The following is a 13,645-nucleotide window of genomic DNA, read 5'->3' as shown; positions in this document are numbered from 1 at the left end:
TTAGCAGTGATTTTAAATTCTGTGATCTAAACCACAAAATTCTCAAATACAAGGAAAGGAGGTTGTTATGACAACATCACTACCATGGTATAAAGAAGTCAGTCCTACGCAAAAAAAAGCGTTATTTGCGGCTTGGTTAGGTTATGTTTTTGATGGCTTCGATTATATGCTTATCACTTATGTGCTTTTGGATATTCAAAAAGAATTCGCCATGAGCACAACGGAAACATCCACATTATTACTTGCGGCCTTTGTGGCTCGTCCATTAGGTGGGGCGATTTTTGGTAGCTTTGCCGATAAATATGGCCGCCGTTTGGCGATGATTGTTTCCATTATCACGTATTCCGTTGGCACATTCTTGTGCGGCCTATCCACCAGTTATATTTGGCTTTTCATTTTCCGTATGATTATCGGTATGGGGATGGCGGGTGAATATGCTTGTTCTTCCTCTTATGCCATTGAAAGTTGGCCACAACATTTACGTACAAAAGCCAGTGCATTTTTAGTAAGTGGCTTCTCTATTGGTAATATTCTTGCTTCTCAAGTGATCCCTTGGGTGTCTCAAACTTATGGTTGGCGTATGGCTTTCTTCATCGGTTTAGCGCCAGTCGCCTTAGTGCTTTATGTTCGTCGCCATGCACCTGAAAGTGAAGAATGGGCACAAGCAAAAGCGGCGGGTAAAGTGAATAAAGTTCCACTTACTGACCTATTCACTAAAAAACAATTACCAATTACCTTAATTATTTTCTTAGTTTGTTATTCTATTTTCTCCGTAAACTGGCCGGTAGTGGGCTTACTTCCACTTTACCTCAAAGAAAACGGCTATGCTGAAAATGTGAAATCACTGATGTTCTGGGCGGGCTTTGGTATTCTTATCGGTACTTTAATTGCAGGCTTTATCGGGGACAAATTGGGTGAGAAGAAAACCTTTGTATATAGCTTATTGTTATCACTTTTCTTCCTCTTCCCAGTATTCTATTTGCCGGAAAATAATGTATTAGCGCTTGGTGCACTGCTCTTCTTCTTACTCGCAACTAACTTAGGGATTGCCGGTTTAGTACCAAAATATATGGCGACTTTCTTCCCAGCTGAAATGCGAAGCACAGGTATTGGTTTCATCTATAACTTCGCCGCGATTGGTGGAGGGGTGTCTCCAGTGATTGCCGCCGCACTTAGCGAAAGAGTCGGACTTGGTTCAGCCCTTGTGTATGTGACCTTATTCTGGACAATTGTCCTTGTTGCTCTCGTTGGATTAAGATTGCCAGAACGTATTCAAGCACGTGTGCAACGATAAAAAACGAAAGCAAAACAGACCGCACTTTTAGGTGCGGTTTGTTGTTTATACAAAAATAGTTTGAAGCATGTCACAAATTTGTTAAAAATATGTTTCAATTTTTTCGGTTAAATGCTAATTAATGATCTCCCCTATCGTTTTATAGGAGATTGTATATGCAAACTCAACAAACCTTTCTCTCTAAATATAAAAGTCTTCTTATTCTTTCCTTAGACTTTGTCTTCATGTTGGTATTAATCAAAATACTGCCGTTTTCTTCCCAAGAGAACCGCGGGTTAGCCCTGCTGATTTTTATTGGTATTTTATGGTTAACGGAAGCCTTTAATATTACCGTGACATCCCTTATGGTGCCTGTTGTGGCCATTGGATTAGGTTTGATTAATACACAAAAAGCGCTTGCACCATTCTCTACCCCAATTATTTATATGTTCTTTGGGGGATTTGTGGTGGCTGCGGTGTTACAAATTCAGAATCTAGATAAGATTATTGCGAATTACATTATCCGTTTAGCCAAAGGAAACTTAAAACTTTCTATCACCTATCTGTTTACTGCAACTACATTTCTTTCTATGTGGATTAACAACACCGCCGTAGCAGCGATGATGTTGCCGCTTACGATGGGGATGTTAAAAGGTATCAATGCAGAGAAAAATCATCGGTTGTATGCCTTCGTGTTATTAGGTATGGCATTTAGTGCCAGTATTGGTGGTATTGGTACCTTAGTGGGCAGTGCGCCGAATGCGATTTTGGCATCTCAAATTCCAGTGACTTTCACGGAATGGCTAGGTTACGGCTTTCCAGTGATGGTCTTACTTGTGCCTTCAATGATTTTTTCTTTATGGGTAATTTTACGTCCAGACTTTTCTGTGGAATTTAATCCGTCACTTGAGAAAGTCAGCTTTAATCGAAAAAATATCATTACTTTACTGATCTTTATCGGCATGGCGATTATGCTGCTTTTCAGTTCTCTTCTAAATCCATGGATTAGCTCTCTTCTTGAATTGCCGAAAAAAATCGAAAACTTTGATACGGTTATTGCACTATGTGTGGTGATCTTTATTTGTATCTCAGGTGTGGCAAGCTGGAAAGAAATCCAAGAACGTGTTGAATGGGGCGTGCTCGTTTTATTCGGTGGTGGTTTAACACTCAGTATCGTGATGAAAGATTCGGGTGCCAGTAAGATTATGGCGGATAGCATCGTTCAGTTTGTACAAACCAAACCGCTTTGGGTACTTTGCTTTGTGATAACCGCATTTATTATTTTCCTAACAGAATTTACATCGAATACCGCCAGTGCTGCATTGATTATGCCAATTGTGATTTCAGTGGCACAATCCATGAATTTACCGCCTATCGCTTTAGCCGCAATTATCGCTTGTGGGGCAAGTTGTGCATTTATGCTACCAATCGCCACACCGCCAAATGCTATTGTGTTTGCAACAGGCAATGTGAAACAACTTGATATGGCGAAAGTCGGTTTGATTTTAAATCTATTCTGTATCGCCATTATCGGCAGCATGACTTATTTTGTTTGGTTGTAAATGTGGTTAAAACTGACCGCACTTTATTAGCCTATAAAAGTAAACCGCACGTTAAAGTGCGGTTTGTTGTTTATCTCGAAATAACCTCTTTCGTGAAGGCTTCCATTTCGGCTTTACGCCATGGTGTTGAGAAGAAAATAGTATCTTTCAAACCAGATTCACTATTGAGTGGACGAACACCGAATTCTTGGTTTAATTTTTGTTGTACTTCAGGTGAAGTAATCCAATGCACGAAAACAAGTGATGCGGCTGGGTTCGGCGCATTTTTTGCTACGGTTACAACATTACCACCACCAGGCATTCCAAATTTTGGTACATAGAATTTTAAACGGTCAGTAATTGCACCTTGTTTTTGCAAGCTGAACAAGTGATCTTGCCATGCGGAGACAATTACTAACTCACCGTCGTTTAAACGGGTTAAACTATCAGCATTCGAAGCGGTACGGATTAGCGCATCTTTTTTACTACTGAACCAATCCCAGGTTTTCTTCCAATTAGCAATTTGTGCTTCATCGATTTTATCGGTACGATAATCATAATCACCATTGATGTACACTAAAGCTCGTTGAATGAAGGCATTACCCGAGCTGCCGCCATTTGGATCTGAATAGCCGAATTTTTTTGGATTTTTATCAATATAGCTTTCCATGTCTGCCCAAGATTGTGGCAATTCCTCTTCTTTAATTCGCATAGGATCATAAGCTAGACCGGTTTGATTACCCCAGTAACCTAAAGCCATATCGCCTAATTCAACACCTTGTAAGTGGTGATTTAATTTATCGAAATTTGGTAAGTTATTGAGTTTTACAAGAATGTCATTTTTCGCTACGTTGCCTAAACGGTCAGCATTTAACACAACCACATCCATTTTGCCGGTTTCTAGATTTTTTTCAGCAATCAGTTTATTGATATTACCGTCCAAGGTGCCTTCAGGTACTTTGACTTTAATGCCGTATTGATTTTCAAATTCTTTGACAAAATTACGGAATTGCGGCTGCAAATACCAAACGCTAACTGTCAATTTTCCTTCTTTTTTGGCCAGTTCTTCGATTTCACTCCAAGATTTACCACTTAAGTCCGTGGAAGCTGAAGCAAAATTACTGACAGCTAAGGCAGCAGCGGTAAGACCAATGGATAAAAGTTTACGGATATTTTTTTGCATAAGATGCTCCTTGTGAAAATTATGCTTTTCCTGTGGATTGAGAGAGATAATTCCCTTTCAACAATTTTTCGATAATCATCATCAAAATAATGTTTGGTACCAACAAAATAATCGATACAACGGCTGCATTCGGACGAATAAAAGAATAACCGAGGAAGGAATATAAAATGGTTGGCACGGTAATAAAGTCTGGTGAGCCGATAACGAAAGCGATAGCAAACTCTTCAATACTTTTCACTAAACAGAAAATAATTGATGCTAAAAAACTGGGTTTTAACATCGGCATATACACGTCTTTGAAAACGGTAAATTTAGATGCACCTAAGTCACGGCTAGCATCAATGAGATCTTGTGGGACAGAAGAAAAGCCCGCGGATAAAATCCGAATAGCATAAGGTAACGTGAGTACAACATGCCCAATAACAATACCGATGAATGGATTATTAATATTTAAATCCAATAACATACGGCTAAAGAATAGGGCAATAATCATGCCTGGAATAACCAATGGAATCAGTGTCAATAATTCGGCTAATTTTTTACCTCTAAACTCCATACGTCCAAATGCATAAGCTGTTGGGAGAGAGAGTAAAATCGTGATCAGAGAAACCGTAGGCGCAATGGTATAGCTATTAAACATTGCTTCAGGTAAAGAGGTGGTTTCCCATACAATTTTCCAACGCTCAAAAGATAATGATTGAGGGAAAATATCTGGATAACTCCACGGTTTAGCGGGATCTACCAATGACCATAAACCTGCCATTAAAAAGGGTAAGAATAACCAAATAAAATTAGCAAGAATAAAGAAAATTAAGGAAATACGTGCGATTAATCGACCATTTTTCGTTGTGATTTGTGCGGAACTATTCATTTGACTTCTCCACGTTTGACGGCTAATGGTTTAATCAATAATGACACTAGGATGGTGAAGAAGGCAGAGGTCAACATAATCGTTAATGCCATGACCGCACTTTGATTCCATTCTTCAAATTCATAGGCAGACATTTGCATTAAACGCGCTAAAGAATAGGTACTGCGAGGACCGGCAATGCTATAAAAGGCGAAATCACCGAGTGCGCCGATAAATATTAAAATAAAGGAAACTTGTACTGCACCTAAGGTTAGAGGGAAGATCACATAACGAAAACGTTGCCAAGGATTCGAACCTAAATTTGCAGCGGCATCTAATAAATCGGTTTTCAACGAATTAACCGCGCCACCAATAAGAATTAAAGCAAAAGGAATGTTTTTCCACATTTGTAAAATTACTACCCCCCAGCCAAATTCGTCATTTTGTAGGGTTTTCGGTTCGTCCCAAATGCCTAAATAAACGAATACTTCGTTAAGAATGCCGTGGTAAGAAATCATATTGACGAACAAGAAGGCTGCAACTAATCCAGGTACCAACATAGGCGCCCGCAAGATAGTTATAATTGTTACCTTGGCTGGTAATTTTTTACGCAACCACATGGCAATGGGATAAGCCACGATGATGGATAAAATCGCCCCTAGTAAAGACACTTTTACGGAATAAATATACGAATTTTGGAATACAGGACTATTTAATACGGCTTGCCAATACTCCAAACTAAATTGGCTTTCTTCCCCGCCCATACTGTATAAACCAAGGCTTTGAGAGACGACAATGTAGAACGTAGATCCCATTAAAAATAGGATCGTACCTAAACCGCTGCATAGCAATAACCATGCTTTTACATCATTTTTGAGACTTTTCATTTTACGGACTCCAAGAATTTAATCGCATGGCGGGGAATCGTAAAGGTGAGTTTATCGCTCAAATTCGGGCATTTTGTTAGTTGAAGACGTAATTTTTTCTCTTCATCATTACGTTTAATGATGCCTTGCACTTCCGTGATATTGCCCATAAAAGCGGTGTTAATGATATCTACTGTAATTTGGTTTTCCGCTTCCGTTTGTGCGTTTGGTAACAATTCAATGTCTTCTGGTCGAAAGCAAATATAAATTCGTTCTGATTCCGGTTTTTTCTCAGAAAATACGGTGAAATCGCCAAAAATAGAACTAACTGCATAAAGATTGTCACCGATGTTTTTCACATTGGCTTCCGTGATATTGGCAATTCCAATAAAATCTGCCACAAAGCGGTTTTTAGGATGATGATAAATATCTTGAGGTGAGCCAATTTGCTCAATAGAGCCCTTATTTAACACGATGATTTTATCTGACATGGTTAGGGCTTCAGCCTGATCGTGAGTCACGTAAATGCTAGTCAAATTATATTGCTTTGAGAGTTGTTTTATTTCAAAACGTACATTTTCGCGTAATTTAGCATCTAAGTTAGAAAGCGGCTCATCAAATAAAATCACATCTGGACGAGTTACCATGGCTCTGGCTAATGCGACACGTTGTTGTTGGCCTCCAGAAAGCTCATTGGGTAATTTCAATTTATGAAATTCTAAATCCATTTGTTTCAATGCGAGATTTAAACGCTGTTTTTGTTCTTCAATATCAATTTTACGTTGCTTTAAACCATAGCAAATATTGTGAGAAACGTTGAGGTGAGGGAAAAGGGCATAAGATTGGAAACACATGGCTGTATTGCGTTTTTCTGGAGGAACATGGTTAACATTTTTTCCTCCGATAAGGATTTCACCTTCGTCAGCTACATGAAATCCAGCGATTAATTTTAATAAGGAGGTTTTACCACAGCCACTTGGTCCTAATAAGGTGACAAACTCGCCTTCTTCAGCGGTAAAAGTAATATTATTTGCTGCGTAAAAGTCACCAAATTTTTTTGTAATATTTTTTATTTCTAATTTTGCCATTTTTACATCCTCTATTTGGCTTACAACGATAGAGGTAACCATAAAACACTTGGTTATTTTTTCAATAAAATAAAAATATTTTTTATGAATTTGTGATGAAGATCACGCATTTAGATAAAATATGGTTTTATTACATTTTAATAATGCGGAGGCGGTGTTTCTTCTGCTTGGCTGGCAATATTAGAAGGTTGAATATCTTTTAATTTGCCGGCGAGATAGCGGAGTTGAAGTTGAATTTTATCCATATCAAACTGTTGTTGAACTAATGCTTGGTTTAGCTCGTCTAAAAGTTGTTCTTGAAACGCAATTTTCATTTCAAGTTCAGCAATGCGATCTTCTAAAATTTGTTGATTTTGCATAAAATTTCTCTAATTTTTAAAAAAATGTTGTGAATTTGGTCAATCCGATTTAACCTATTCGCTATTCTGTTTCTATTATAAAGGATCAAGCAAAATGTTGAAAATTCAAAAGCTTTCTCTTGCTGCGCTTATGGTAAGTGCGGTTGTTTCAGGTTCTGTTTTTGCAGAAGATAAAGCAGCGCCAAGCGCAAGTGATGCGTCTTATGCTGTAGGTGCATTAATGGGTAACCAAGTAAAAGATTTAGTGGATGCTCAAAAAGAAGTCATTCAATACGACAATGCGCGTATTTTAGATGGCTTAAAAGATGCATTAGAAGGTAAAGTTGATGTTCGTAAAGACGAAAAAATTCAAAAAACCTTAGATGGCATTCAAGAGCAATTAGTGTCTGCGGCGAAAGCAAAAGTAGAACAACAAGCGAAAGCTGCAAAAGAAGAAGGCGATAAATACCGCGCTGAATTTGCGAAAAAAGATGGCGTGAAAAGCACCAAAGATGGCTTACTTTACAAAATCACTGAAGCGGGTAAAGGCGAGGCGATTAAAGCAACAGATATCGTAAAAGTACATTACACTGGTAAATTACCGGATGGTAAAGTATTTGATAGCTCTGTTGAACGTGGTCAACCGGTTGAGTTTAAATTAAACCAAGTGATTAAAGGTTGGACTGAAGGCCTTCAGTTAGTGAAGAAAGGTGGCAAAATTGAATTAGTGATTCCACCTGAATTAGCTTATGGTAAACAAGGTGCGGGCGATTCAATTCCACCTGATGCAACGCTTTACTTTGAAGTTGAAGTATTAGACGTTAATCCTAAAAAATAATCCTTAATTCAACCGCACTTTATCCAAAGTGCGGTCATTTTCCCTACCAGATTTGAAAAATGATACTAACCGATAGACAACCTTTCACCGATGAAGATCGTACCATTCTGATTTCCTATAAAGCGGTAGTTGATGGCGTGAGCGCGTTGATTGGCGAGCATTGTGAAATCGTCTTACACTCTTTAGAAGACATTGAACATTCCGCCATTTGTATTGCCAATGGGCATAATACCAATCGCCAAGTGGGTTCCCCGATTACGGATTTAGCCTTGAAATCTTTGCGTAATATGCAAAGTGAGAGTGTGTCTAAGCCTTATTTCACGCGTGCGAAAGGCAATGTATTGATGAAGTCTGTGACCATCGCGATTCGAAATAGTAAGCAACGTATTATTGGTTTACTTTGTATCAATATTAATTTGGATGTGCCGGTTTCTCAATTTATGCAGGCGTTTATGCCAACGCAAGAACAAAATGAAACCTCTTCCGTCAATTTTGCAAGTTCAGTGGAAGAATTGGTGGCACAAACGGTAGAAAAAACCATTGAAGAAGTAAATGCAGATCGCTCGGTTTCAAACAATAATAAGAACCGTCAGATTGTGATTTCACTTTACGAAAAAGGCATTTTTGATATTAAAGATGCGATCAATTTAGTGGCGGATCGCCTCGCGATTTCTCGCCACACCGTGTATTTATATATTCGTCAAATCAAACAAGAGCAAGAGTAATGAACTATGTTCTCGCCGTGAAAAGTCCTGTTTATGGAAAACAAGGGGCTTTTCTTGCCTATCAATTCGCCCAAGCTTTACTTGAAAAAGGGCATGCCATTAGCCAAATTTTCTTTTTCCAAGAGGGGGTGAGTAATGGCAATGGCTTGGTTTATCCTGCCAATGATGAATTTAATCTCACGCAAGCTTGGCAAGCCTTTTCAGCGCAACATCATATTCCTTTGCATTTATGTGTAGCCGCTTCACAACGTCGTGGCGTAGTGGATTCACTTACGGCAAAAGAGACTGATAAAACCAATTTGGCAGAAGGTTTTAAGACTGCAGGCTTAGGCGAGTTTATGGCGATGGCATTAAAAGCAGATCGGGTGGTGACATTATGAAGCTGGCATTCTTATTTCGTACCGCACCGCATGGAAACGCAATTTCTCGTGAAGGCTTAGATGCTTTACTCGCGGCAACAGCATTTTGTGATGAAGAGGAAATTGGTGTCTTTTTTATCGATGATGGCGTATTAAATTTACTCGATGGGCAACATCCTGAGTTATTGTTACAAAAAGATTTTATTCGTACCTTTAAATTATTAGATTTATACGATATTGAACAGCGCTTTGTTTGTGCTAATTCGCTCGACCAATACAATTTGCAAGCTGAACAACTCATTATATCTGCTGAAAAAATTGACCGCACTTCGCTGATCAATAAACTTAGCCAAGCAGAAAAAGTGTTTACGTTTTAAGGAATATTATGCTTTATACCTTTTCTCAAGCTCATTATTCTGAGACAGAACTTCAACGTTATTTGACTGAAATCACGGAAAATGATGCGGTGGTTTTATGGCAAGACGGTGTGTTACTAGCGGTAAAGTACGGAGAAATGTTTACTCAATGCAAAGGACAATGTTTTATGTTGGAACAGGATGTTTTAGCCCGAAATTTAACCGCACTTTTGCCAGAAAACAATCAAGTGCGGTCAATTTCATTAACAGATTTGGTGGATTTAACTGCTCAATATTCGCCTCAAATCGCCTTATAGTGGGCGTTCTTTAGGTAATAAGAGCGGTAGTACCATAACAGAATAAAGTGCCAAACCTGCAGCCATTAAGCAGGTGATTTCTAATCCTCCAGCGCGTAACCATTCGCCAAATCCCATGTCATTAACTAGGGTCGCATAAAAGAATCCTGCCACGACGGTATAACTAAATCCGATTAATCCTGCAATTAATGCAATAGCTTTCACATTGTAGCTTGCATAACGGTGAAATGCCGCCCAAAGCGTAATGAGAAAAGTCGGCACTGCAGCCACAATAAAGACAGAAAGCACTGAGCTCTGAATTTGATCAGTATCATTATTCGAGAATGTTAAGGCAACAGTGCCAATAATTTGAATAATCAACGGAAAAAGAATAAATGCTTTAAGATATTTTTTCATGAGATGTCCAATTAATAGAAAAACGGAAGCATTGTATCAATCAAATGAAAGACAACCAATCTTTTCTCTATTCGGTTTTTATTACATCCACTAATGTGGGCTGAATGATTGAGGCATAATCTTGTGTATTGAGAATAATAGAGCGTTCTAACGTACCTGCATTAAATGCTAATTCATCATAACGAGACAGTAAGCTAGGATCAGCAATTAGCAACAAATCAGGATGAAAGCTAAAAGGCGGAATTGCACCAAATACACAGTCTGTTAAGGTATCTACTTCTGCAGGGCTGGCAAGCGAGGCTTTCGTACCACCTAAATAGGCCGCTACTTTACTCAAATCAGATTGTTGATCGGCTGGCAATATAACTAATACCGCTTGTTTTACGCCATTTCCTTTCACTTTGCATACTAGCGCTTTTGCCCCTTGTCCTAATTCTGTACCACGGATTTTAGCCACTTCCTCTGATTTTCCTGCAGTCGGATGCTCAACCACACGGTAGTGTGCTTGATGTTTATCTAAAAGTGCGGTCAATTTTTCAAATGTTTTTACAGACATCACTGTTTCCTTAAAGGGGGGATCCTTTAATAAGGATTCGAGCCCCTTTTTTATGTGAGTACAGGAATAGATCTATTTTTTAGTTTTTTTCTCTTTTACAAAGTGTTTGCCATCAAAACGATAATAAATGCGTTCAGGGGTCATTTTCCCGTTACCACAGGTCTCTTCAAATTCATGTACGAGCGGGAAGCTAAAGCGGTTATTTTTCAAGTCGTAATCAAAATAGGCATTTGATTTTGGTAAATCATTATTCGTATATGAGATATACGATACACCAATATTAGAAGTCGGTGCTTTACCTTGAATCAGATTAGCTTCTTCTAAACCTTTTTCTGTAATTTGATAAAATTTCGCTGCGAGTGCATGATGGCATTGACTGTAGATGTTAGCAGTTTCTACAAAATAGTAAGGTTTTCCATTCAATTTAGGGGCTGTTAGGCTGGTTATATCAGAATCAGAGTCTAACTCATTAAATTCCGTTTTCCAAGTGCCGTTAGGTAACTGATAACGCCAAATGCTACCATATTCGTGCATTGTGCCGCCAGATTGCCAATCCCAAGTCAGAATCTGAAGCTTATTGTCTTTTGACGTGAGCACGCCAACCCCCGCTTTAGGTGCTTTTTCCCAATCGCAGAATTTGCCTTCTAAATTTTCAATTTTGGCTAACGCCTCTTTAAAACGTTTTTCTGAAGACTGGTATTTTTCTTCATTGTTTTCGTTATAGCTGCCGTAGGTTTTCATCTCTGAATAACTTGCTGCTAATTCTCTATCGATGATTTCACATTGGTTAGCATAAGCGGCAGAAGAAAAGAGACAAAGGCAAAGTAAGGTTTTTTTCATAGAGCGTTCCTTTTTTAAGATTATTTTCCGCAAGCAGAGAAGGTGATTGAGCAATTCGCTGAATTCATTTTACAAGCTGCTAAGGCTTCTTGTTCAACTTCTTCTAGCTTCATTCTGAACTTGCGAACTGCGGCATATTTTTCAGGAGAGTCTCCTGTTGCCAATGCAACACAAGCATGATTAGCTTCTGTGACAATTTGACAATGTTGTTTATTTGCATCATTTGAAGCAAGCTCACAATCCTTTAGTGCTTTATTTTGAGCAGGCTTTATCATATCTCCCTCGCCATAACCAAAAGCACCATTTTGTGGATTATAAGCAATTACACTCCACCAATTAGGAAAATCTAGAAGTGGCGGTTGTGGTGGATACGACATTTGATCTTCGATTGAAGGTGTTGTTGCAAAAGCCGAAACGGATAAAGCACATAAAGCTAATGTAAGTAATTTTTTCATTTTTATTTCTTGTGAAAAATTCTGTGAGGTTTGTCTTCTCTTTATTGTAAAAGCATATTACTAAGCAAGCTTTTAGTTAAAAAACTTTGCATCTATACCATATAGCACATCTAAATCATGCTGTGGTAAGAAGTCTTTTTCTTTTACTTGATATTGCACAACTTTGTCATTTTGCAGTACTTTTTTCACTTCGCCTTTACCTTTCCAGCAGAAAGAAACAATCTGATCTTTGGGTCTTTCAATGGTAAGCGTAAAATCCGCAATAGGTTTTGCCCAGTTTGCTCCAGTTTTGAGAATATAACCTAGCTCACGGTAGTATATCCCTTGATTAGATTTTGCTTTTACTGATTTTTTAAATGATGGATCAATACAAAAAGTATCGGCAAACTTTTTATAATCCACGAGATCATGAAGCCCCATGCCAGATCCTAAAAGAGGGAGATATTCGTGCTGAATTTGAGTAATCGAATTGGCTTTAAAGGTTTGTTGCCAGCTATAAATGATTTGTCCACCCCAAGTGATATCCTGGCTATCCTCAAAGTCTTTGTATGAATATTTAGCAAGACGTGGATCCTGACATTTCAAGATTTTCTTATTTGCCGAATCAGATTTACGCAACCAAGGCTCCATTAACTCTTCTTCAGTTAAACCACAGGCACGAAGAATGTCCGTGACATCGTGAGAAACCAATTCTCTTTTCTCTGCATCATCTGCATTTTTGGTTTCGTAAAAGAACGCGCGTACATGAGTCGTCGGTTTGATTTCTTTGCCATTCGCATAAATCTTAAAAGAATTGATTAAACTTTGGGTGTCAGCAAAATCACCGTAATCGTGCAGCATCACTTCCGGTAATGGGAATAGCACCGTCTCAGTAATGTCTTTATCGGTCAGATTGCGATATTCATATTCCACCTTAATTTTATCTTGGCTGATAAATAGGTTTTCTTTTTGCATCGCAATATGCTCATTTTTAATATATTCCACACCACCAGTAGAGACTGTTCCCGTACTGTCGTTAGCTTGAGCCATAAATGGAAGACAAAGAATCGTTAAGAGAAGAGACTTTTTCATGATTGGTGTTCCTTGTAAAAAGTGAGAAAAATTTGACCGCTCTTGTAGTAAGGCAATTAACGTATTGTGTATTTTTCAAATACGCTGCAAGCTAAAACAATTTTTGTTTTGCTTGGCTAATTTTAAAACCGTGTTTTTCTTTATTTGAACAAGTTAATGAATCGCCCGAAGCAGTGCATTGCCAGCCTTTGCCTTTAATTGTTTCACCATCTTTTAAGATTGGTGAGTCTGGTACAGCGGGGGTATCACTTGCACAAACAAGTGAAGCCTTTCCTGTCGCGCCAACAGAAAATAGCTCGCCCCATTCGAATTCACAATCTTTCGGACGCGGTAAAATCGGTTTTCCTTTAATTTTAGTAACACATTCAACTTTGGGGTTTAGACCAGGAAGGTCGCCAGAGCAATAAATAGCATCATTAGCCGTGCGAAAACTGATAAAAGAGTCTGAGTTTGATGCTGTTTCTATTCGCGGGGTTAAGGCAAAGCTAGAAACAGAGAAAGTACATAAAGCGAATACAAATAATTTTTTCATGTTGAATTTCTTGTTGAATGGCGGAATTGGTAAAATTCCTACAAAATTTAACCGCTTGCAA

General features: G+C 38.5%; 18 protein-coding genes. 7 read left to right on the top strand and 11 right to left on the bottom strand.

From position 1 onward, the window contains the following. The first annotated feature begins 67 nt into the window (after window positions 1-67). Together RDV53_RS03690 and RDV53_RS03685 are read left to right on the top strand one after the other, a co-directional pair. Window positions 68-1,294, top strand: coding sequence for an MFS transporter (locus tag RDV53_RS03690; protein ID WP_005694886.1), 1,227 nt, complete (start codon window positions 68-70; stop codon window positions 1,292-1,294). 155 nt (window positions 1,295-1,449) lie between these two features. Continuing rightward, the gene (locus tag RDV53_RS03685; RefSeq protein WP_005694884.1) at window positions 1,450-2,835 is read left to right on the top strand and encodes an SLC13 family permease; all 1,386 of its coding nucleotides are present in this window, start codon (window positions 1,450-1,452) and stop codon (window positions 2,833-2,835) included. 70 nt (window positions 2,836-2,905) lie between these two features. Here RDV53_RS03685 and RDV53_RS03680 read toward each other — a convergent pair whose 3' ends face one another. From RDV53_RS03680 to RDV53_RS03660, 5 genes are all read right to left on the bottom strand, one after another. Beyond that, the gene (locus RDV53_RS03680) at window positions 2,906-3,997 is read right to left on the bottom strand and encodes an extracellular solute-binding protein (protein WP_005694883.1); all 1,092 of its coding nucleotides are present in this window, start codon (window positions 3,995-3,997) and stop codon (window positions 2,906-2,908) included. A gap of 19 nt (window positions 3,998-4,016) precedes the next feature. Continuing rightward, the gene (locus RDV53_RS03675; RefSeq protein ID WP_005694881.1) at window positions 4,017-4,868 is read right to left on the bottom strand and encodes an ABC transporter permease; all 852 of its coding nucleotides are present in this window, start codon (window positions 4,866-4,868) and stop codon (window positions 4,017-4,019) included. After that, entirely contained in the window at window positions 4,865-5,734 is an 870-nt protein-coding gene (locus RDV53_RS03670; protein ID WP_005694879.1) for an ABC transporter permease, read from the bottom strand. Before RDV53_RS03670 ends, RDV53_RS03675 begins: the two co-directional genes overlap by 4 nt. Then, window positions 5,731-6,801, bottom strand: a complete 1,071-nt coding sequence (locus RDV53_RS03665; protein WP_032822501.1) for an ABC transporter ATP-binding protein — start codon at window positions 6,799-6,801, stop codon at window positions 5,731-5,733. Before RDV53_RS03665 ends, RDV53_RS03670 begins: the two co-directional genes overlap by 4 nt. 137 nt (window positions 6,802-6,938) lie before the next feature. Next, entirely contained in the window at window positions 6,939-7,160 is a 222-nt protein-coding gene (locus RDV53_RS03660) for a SlyX family protein (RefSeq protein ID WP_005694877.1), read from the bottom strand. 94 nt (window positions 7,161-7,254) lie between these two features. Here RDV53_RS03660 and fkpA point away from each other — a divergent pair, with 94 nt between their 5' ends. The 5 genes from fkpA to RDV53_RS03635 are packed head-to-tail and all read left to right on the top strand — an operon-like array spanning window position 7,255 to window position 9,734. Continuing rightward, the gene (gene fkpA, locus RDV53_RS03655; RefSeq protein WP_005694876.1) at window positions 7,255-7,977 is read left to right on the top strand and encodes an FKBP-type peptidyl-prolyl cis-trans isomerase; all 723 of its coding nucleotides are present in this window, start codon (window positions 7,255-7,257) and stop codon (window positions 7,975-7,977) included. A gap of 59 nt (window positions 7,978-8,036) precedes the next feature. Next, window positions 8,037-8,702 carry a helix-turn-helix transcriptional regulator gene (locus RDV53_RS03650; RefSeq protein ID WP_005694875.1) on the top strand — a complete coding sequence of 222 codons (666 nt, stop codon included), beginning with the start codon at window positions 8,037-8,039 and terminating at the stop codon, window positions 8,700-8,702. Next, window positions 8,702-9,082: a sulfurtransferase complex subunit TusD gene (gene tusD / locus RDV53_RS03645; RefSeq protein WP_005694874.1), complete on the top strand. Its 381-nt coding sequence runs from the start codon at window positions 8,702-8,704 to the stop codon at window positions 9,080-9,082. The genes RDV53_RS03650 and tusD overlap by 1 nt, the downstream gene beginning before the upstream one ends. Further along, on the top strand, window positions 9,079-9,438 hold the full coding sequence (gene tusC / locus RDV53_RS03640; protein WP_005694872.1) for a sulfurtransferase complex subunit TusC: 360 nt from the start codon (window positions 9,079-9,081) through the stop codon (window positions 9,436-9,438). The genes tusD and tusC overlap by 4 nt, the downstream gene beginning before the upstream one ends. A gap of 8 nt (window positions 9,439-9,446) precedes the next feature. Beyond that, the gene (locus RDV53_RS03635; RefSeq protein ID WP_005694871.1) at window positions 9,447-9,734 is read left to right on the top strand and encodes a DsrH/TusB family sulfur relay protein; all 288 of its coding nucleotides are present in this window, start codon (window positions 9,447-9,449) and stop codon (window positions 9,732-9,734) included. Here the strand turns inward: RDV53_RS03635 and RDV53_RS03630 are convergent. From RDV53_RS03630 to RDV53_RS03605, 6 genes are all read right to left on the bottom strand, one after another. Next, on the bottom strand, window positions 9,729-10,130 hold the full coding sequence (locus RDV53_RS03630; RefSeq protein WP_005694870.1) for an HI_0559 family membrane protein: 402 nt from the start codon (window positions 10,128-10,130) through the stop codon (window positions 9,729-9,731). The two genes, RDV53_RS03635 and RDV53_RS03630, sit on opposite strands and share 6 nt — an antisense overlap. A gap of 67 nt (window positions 10,131-10,197) precedes the next feature. Beyond that, window positions 10,198-10,686 carry a YbaK/prolyl-tRNA synthetase associated domain-containing protein gene (locus RDV53_RS03625; RefSeq protein WP_005694869.1) on the bottom strand — a complete coding sequence of 163 codons (489 nt, stop codon included), beginning with the start codon at window positions 10,684-10,686 and terminating at the stop codon, window positions 10,198-10,200. Between the two features lie 72 nt (window positions 10,687-10,758). Next, a complete protein-coding gene (locus RDV53_RS03620; protein WP_005694868.1) occupies window positions 10,759-11,526 on the bottom strand; it encodes a type 2 periplasmic-binding domain-containing protein in 768 nt (255 codons plus the stop codon). Window positions 11,527-11,546: 20 nt separating this feature from the next. Further along, window positions 11,547-11,981 carry a DUF4189 domain-containing protein gene (locus RDV53_RS03615; protein ID WP_005694867.1) on the bottom strand — a complete coding sequence of 145 codons (435 nt, stop codon included), beginning with the start codon at window positions 11,979-11,981 and terminating at the stop codon, window positions 11,547-11,549. A 72-nt stretch (window positions 11,982-12,053) separates the two neighbouring features. Next, window positions 12,054-13,052, bottom strand: coding sequence for a DUF4424 family protein (locus RDV53_RS03610; RefSeq protein WP_005694866.1), 999 nt, complete (start codon window positions 13,050-13,052; stop codon window positions 12,054-12,056). Window positions 13,053-13,143: 91 nt separating this feature from the next. Further along, window positions 13,144-13,584, bottom strand: a complete 441-nt coding sequence (locus tag RDV53_RS03605) for a DUF6636 domain-containing protein (RefSeq protein WP_005694865.1) — start codon at window positions 13,582-13,584, stop codon at window positions 13,144-13,146. Window positions 13,585-13,645: the final 61 nt, after the last annotated feature.

The sequence above is a fragment of the Haemophilus parainfluenzae ATCC 33392 genome (genome assembly GCF_031191205.1).
GTDB classification, from domain to species: Bacteria; Pseudomonadota; Gammaproteobacteria; order Enterobacterales; family Pasteurellaceae; genus Haemophilus_D; species Haemophilus_D parainfluenzae.
The sequence above is the reverse complement of the archived record's forward strand: the minus strand, read 5'-3'. Positions and strand labels throughout refer to the sequence as shown.

What these genes read in the sequence shown, in the direction of transcription:
- tusC (WP_005694872.1), top strand. Translation starts at nt 9,079, where the DNA reads ATGAAGCTGGCATTCTTATTTCGTACCGCACCGCATGGAAACGCAATT.
- tusD (WP_005694874.1), top strand. Translation starts at nt 8,702, where the DNA reads ATGAACTATGTTCTCGCCGTGAAAAGTCCTGTTTATGGAAAACAAGGG.
- RDV53_RS03635 (WP_005694871.1), top strand. Translation starts at nt 9,447, where the DNA reads ATGCTTTATACCTTTTCTCAAGCTCATTATTCTGAGACAGAACTTCAA.
- RDV53_RS03675 (WP_005694881.1), bottom strand. Translation starts at nt 4,868, where the DNA reads ATGAATAGTTCCGCACAAATCACAACGAAAAATGGTCGATTAATCGCA.
- RDV53_RS03685 (WP_005694884.1), top strand. Translation starts at nt 1,450, where the DNA reads ATGCAAACTCAACAAACCTTTCTCTCTAAATATAAAAGTCTTCTTATT.
- RDV53_RS03615 (WP_005694867.1), bottom strand. Translation starts at nt 11,981, where the DNA reads ATGAAAAAATTACTTACATTAGCTTTATGTGCTTTATCCGTTTCGGCT.
- RDV53_RS03680 (WP_005694883.1), bottom strand. Translation starts at nt 3,997, where the DNA reads ATGCAAAAAAATATCCGTAAACTTTTATCCATTGGTCTTACCGCTGCT.
- RDV53_RS03620 (WP_005694868.1), bottom strand. Translation starts at nt 11,526, where the DNA reads ATGAAAAAAACCTTACTTTGCCTTTGTCTCTTTTCTTCTGCCGCTTAT.
- fkpA (WP_005694876.1), top strand. Translation starts at nt 7,255, where the DNA reads ATGTTGAAAATTCAAAAGCTTTCTCTTGCTGCGCTTATGGTAAGTGCG.
- RDV53_RS03605 (WP_005694865.1), bottom strand. Translation starts at nt 13,584, where the DNA reads ATGAAAAAATTATTTGTATTCGCTTTATGTACTTTCTCTGTTTCTAGC.
- RDV53_RS03630 (WP_005694870.1), bottom strand. Translation starts at nt 10,130, where the DNA reads ATGAAAAAATATCTTAAAGCATTTATTCTTTTTCCGTTGATTATTCAA.
- RDV53_RS03625 (WP_005694869.1), bottom strand. Translation starts at nt 10,686, where the DNA reads ATGTCTGTAAAAACATTTGAAAAATTGACCGCACTTTTAGATAAACAT.
- RDV53_RS03670 (WP_005694879.1), bottom strand. Translation starts at nt 5,734, where the DNA reads ATGAAAAGTCTCAAAAATGATGTAAAAGCATGGTTATTGCTATGCAGC.
- RDV53_RS03650 (WP_005694875.1), top strand. Translation starts at nt 8,037, where the DNA reads ATGATACTAACCGATAGACAACCTTTCACCGATGAAGATCGTACCATT.
- RDV53_RS03660 (WP_005694877.1), bottom strand. Translation starts at nt 7,160, where the DNA reads ATGCAAAATCAACAAATTTTAGAAGATCGCATTGCTGAACTTGAAATG.
- RDV53_RS03610 (WP_005694866.1), bottom strand. Translation starts at nt 13,052, where the DNA reads ATGAAAAAGTCTCTTCTCTTAACGATTCTTTGTCTTCCATTTATGGCT.
- RDV53_RS03690 (WP_005694886.1), top strand. Translation starts at nt 68, where the DNA reads ATGACAACATCACTACCATGGTATAAAGAAGTCAGTCCTACGCAAAAA.
- RDV53_RS03665 (WP_032822501.1), bottom strand. Translation starts at nt 6,801, where the DNA reads ATGGCAAAATTAGAAATAAAAAATATTACAAAAAAATTTGGTGACTTT.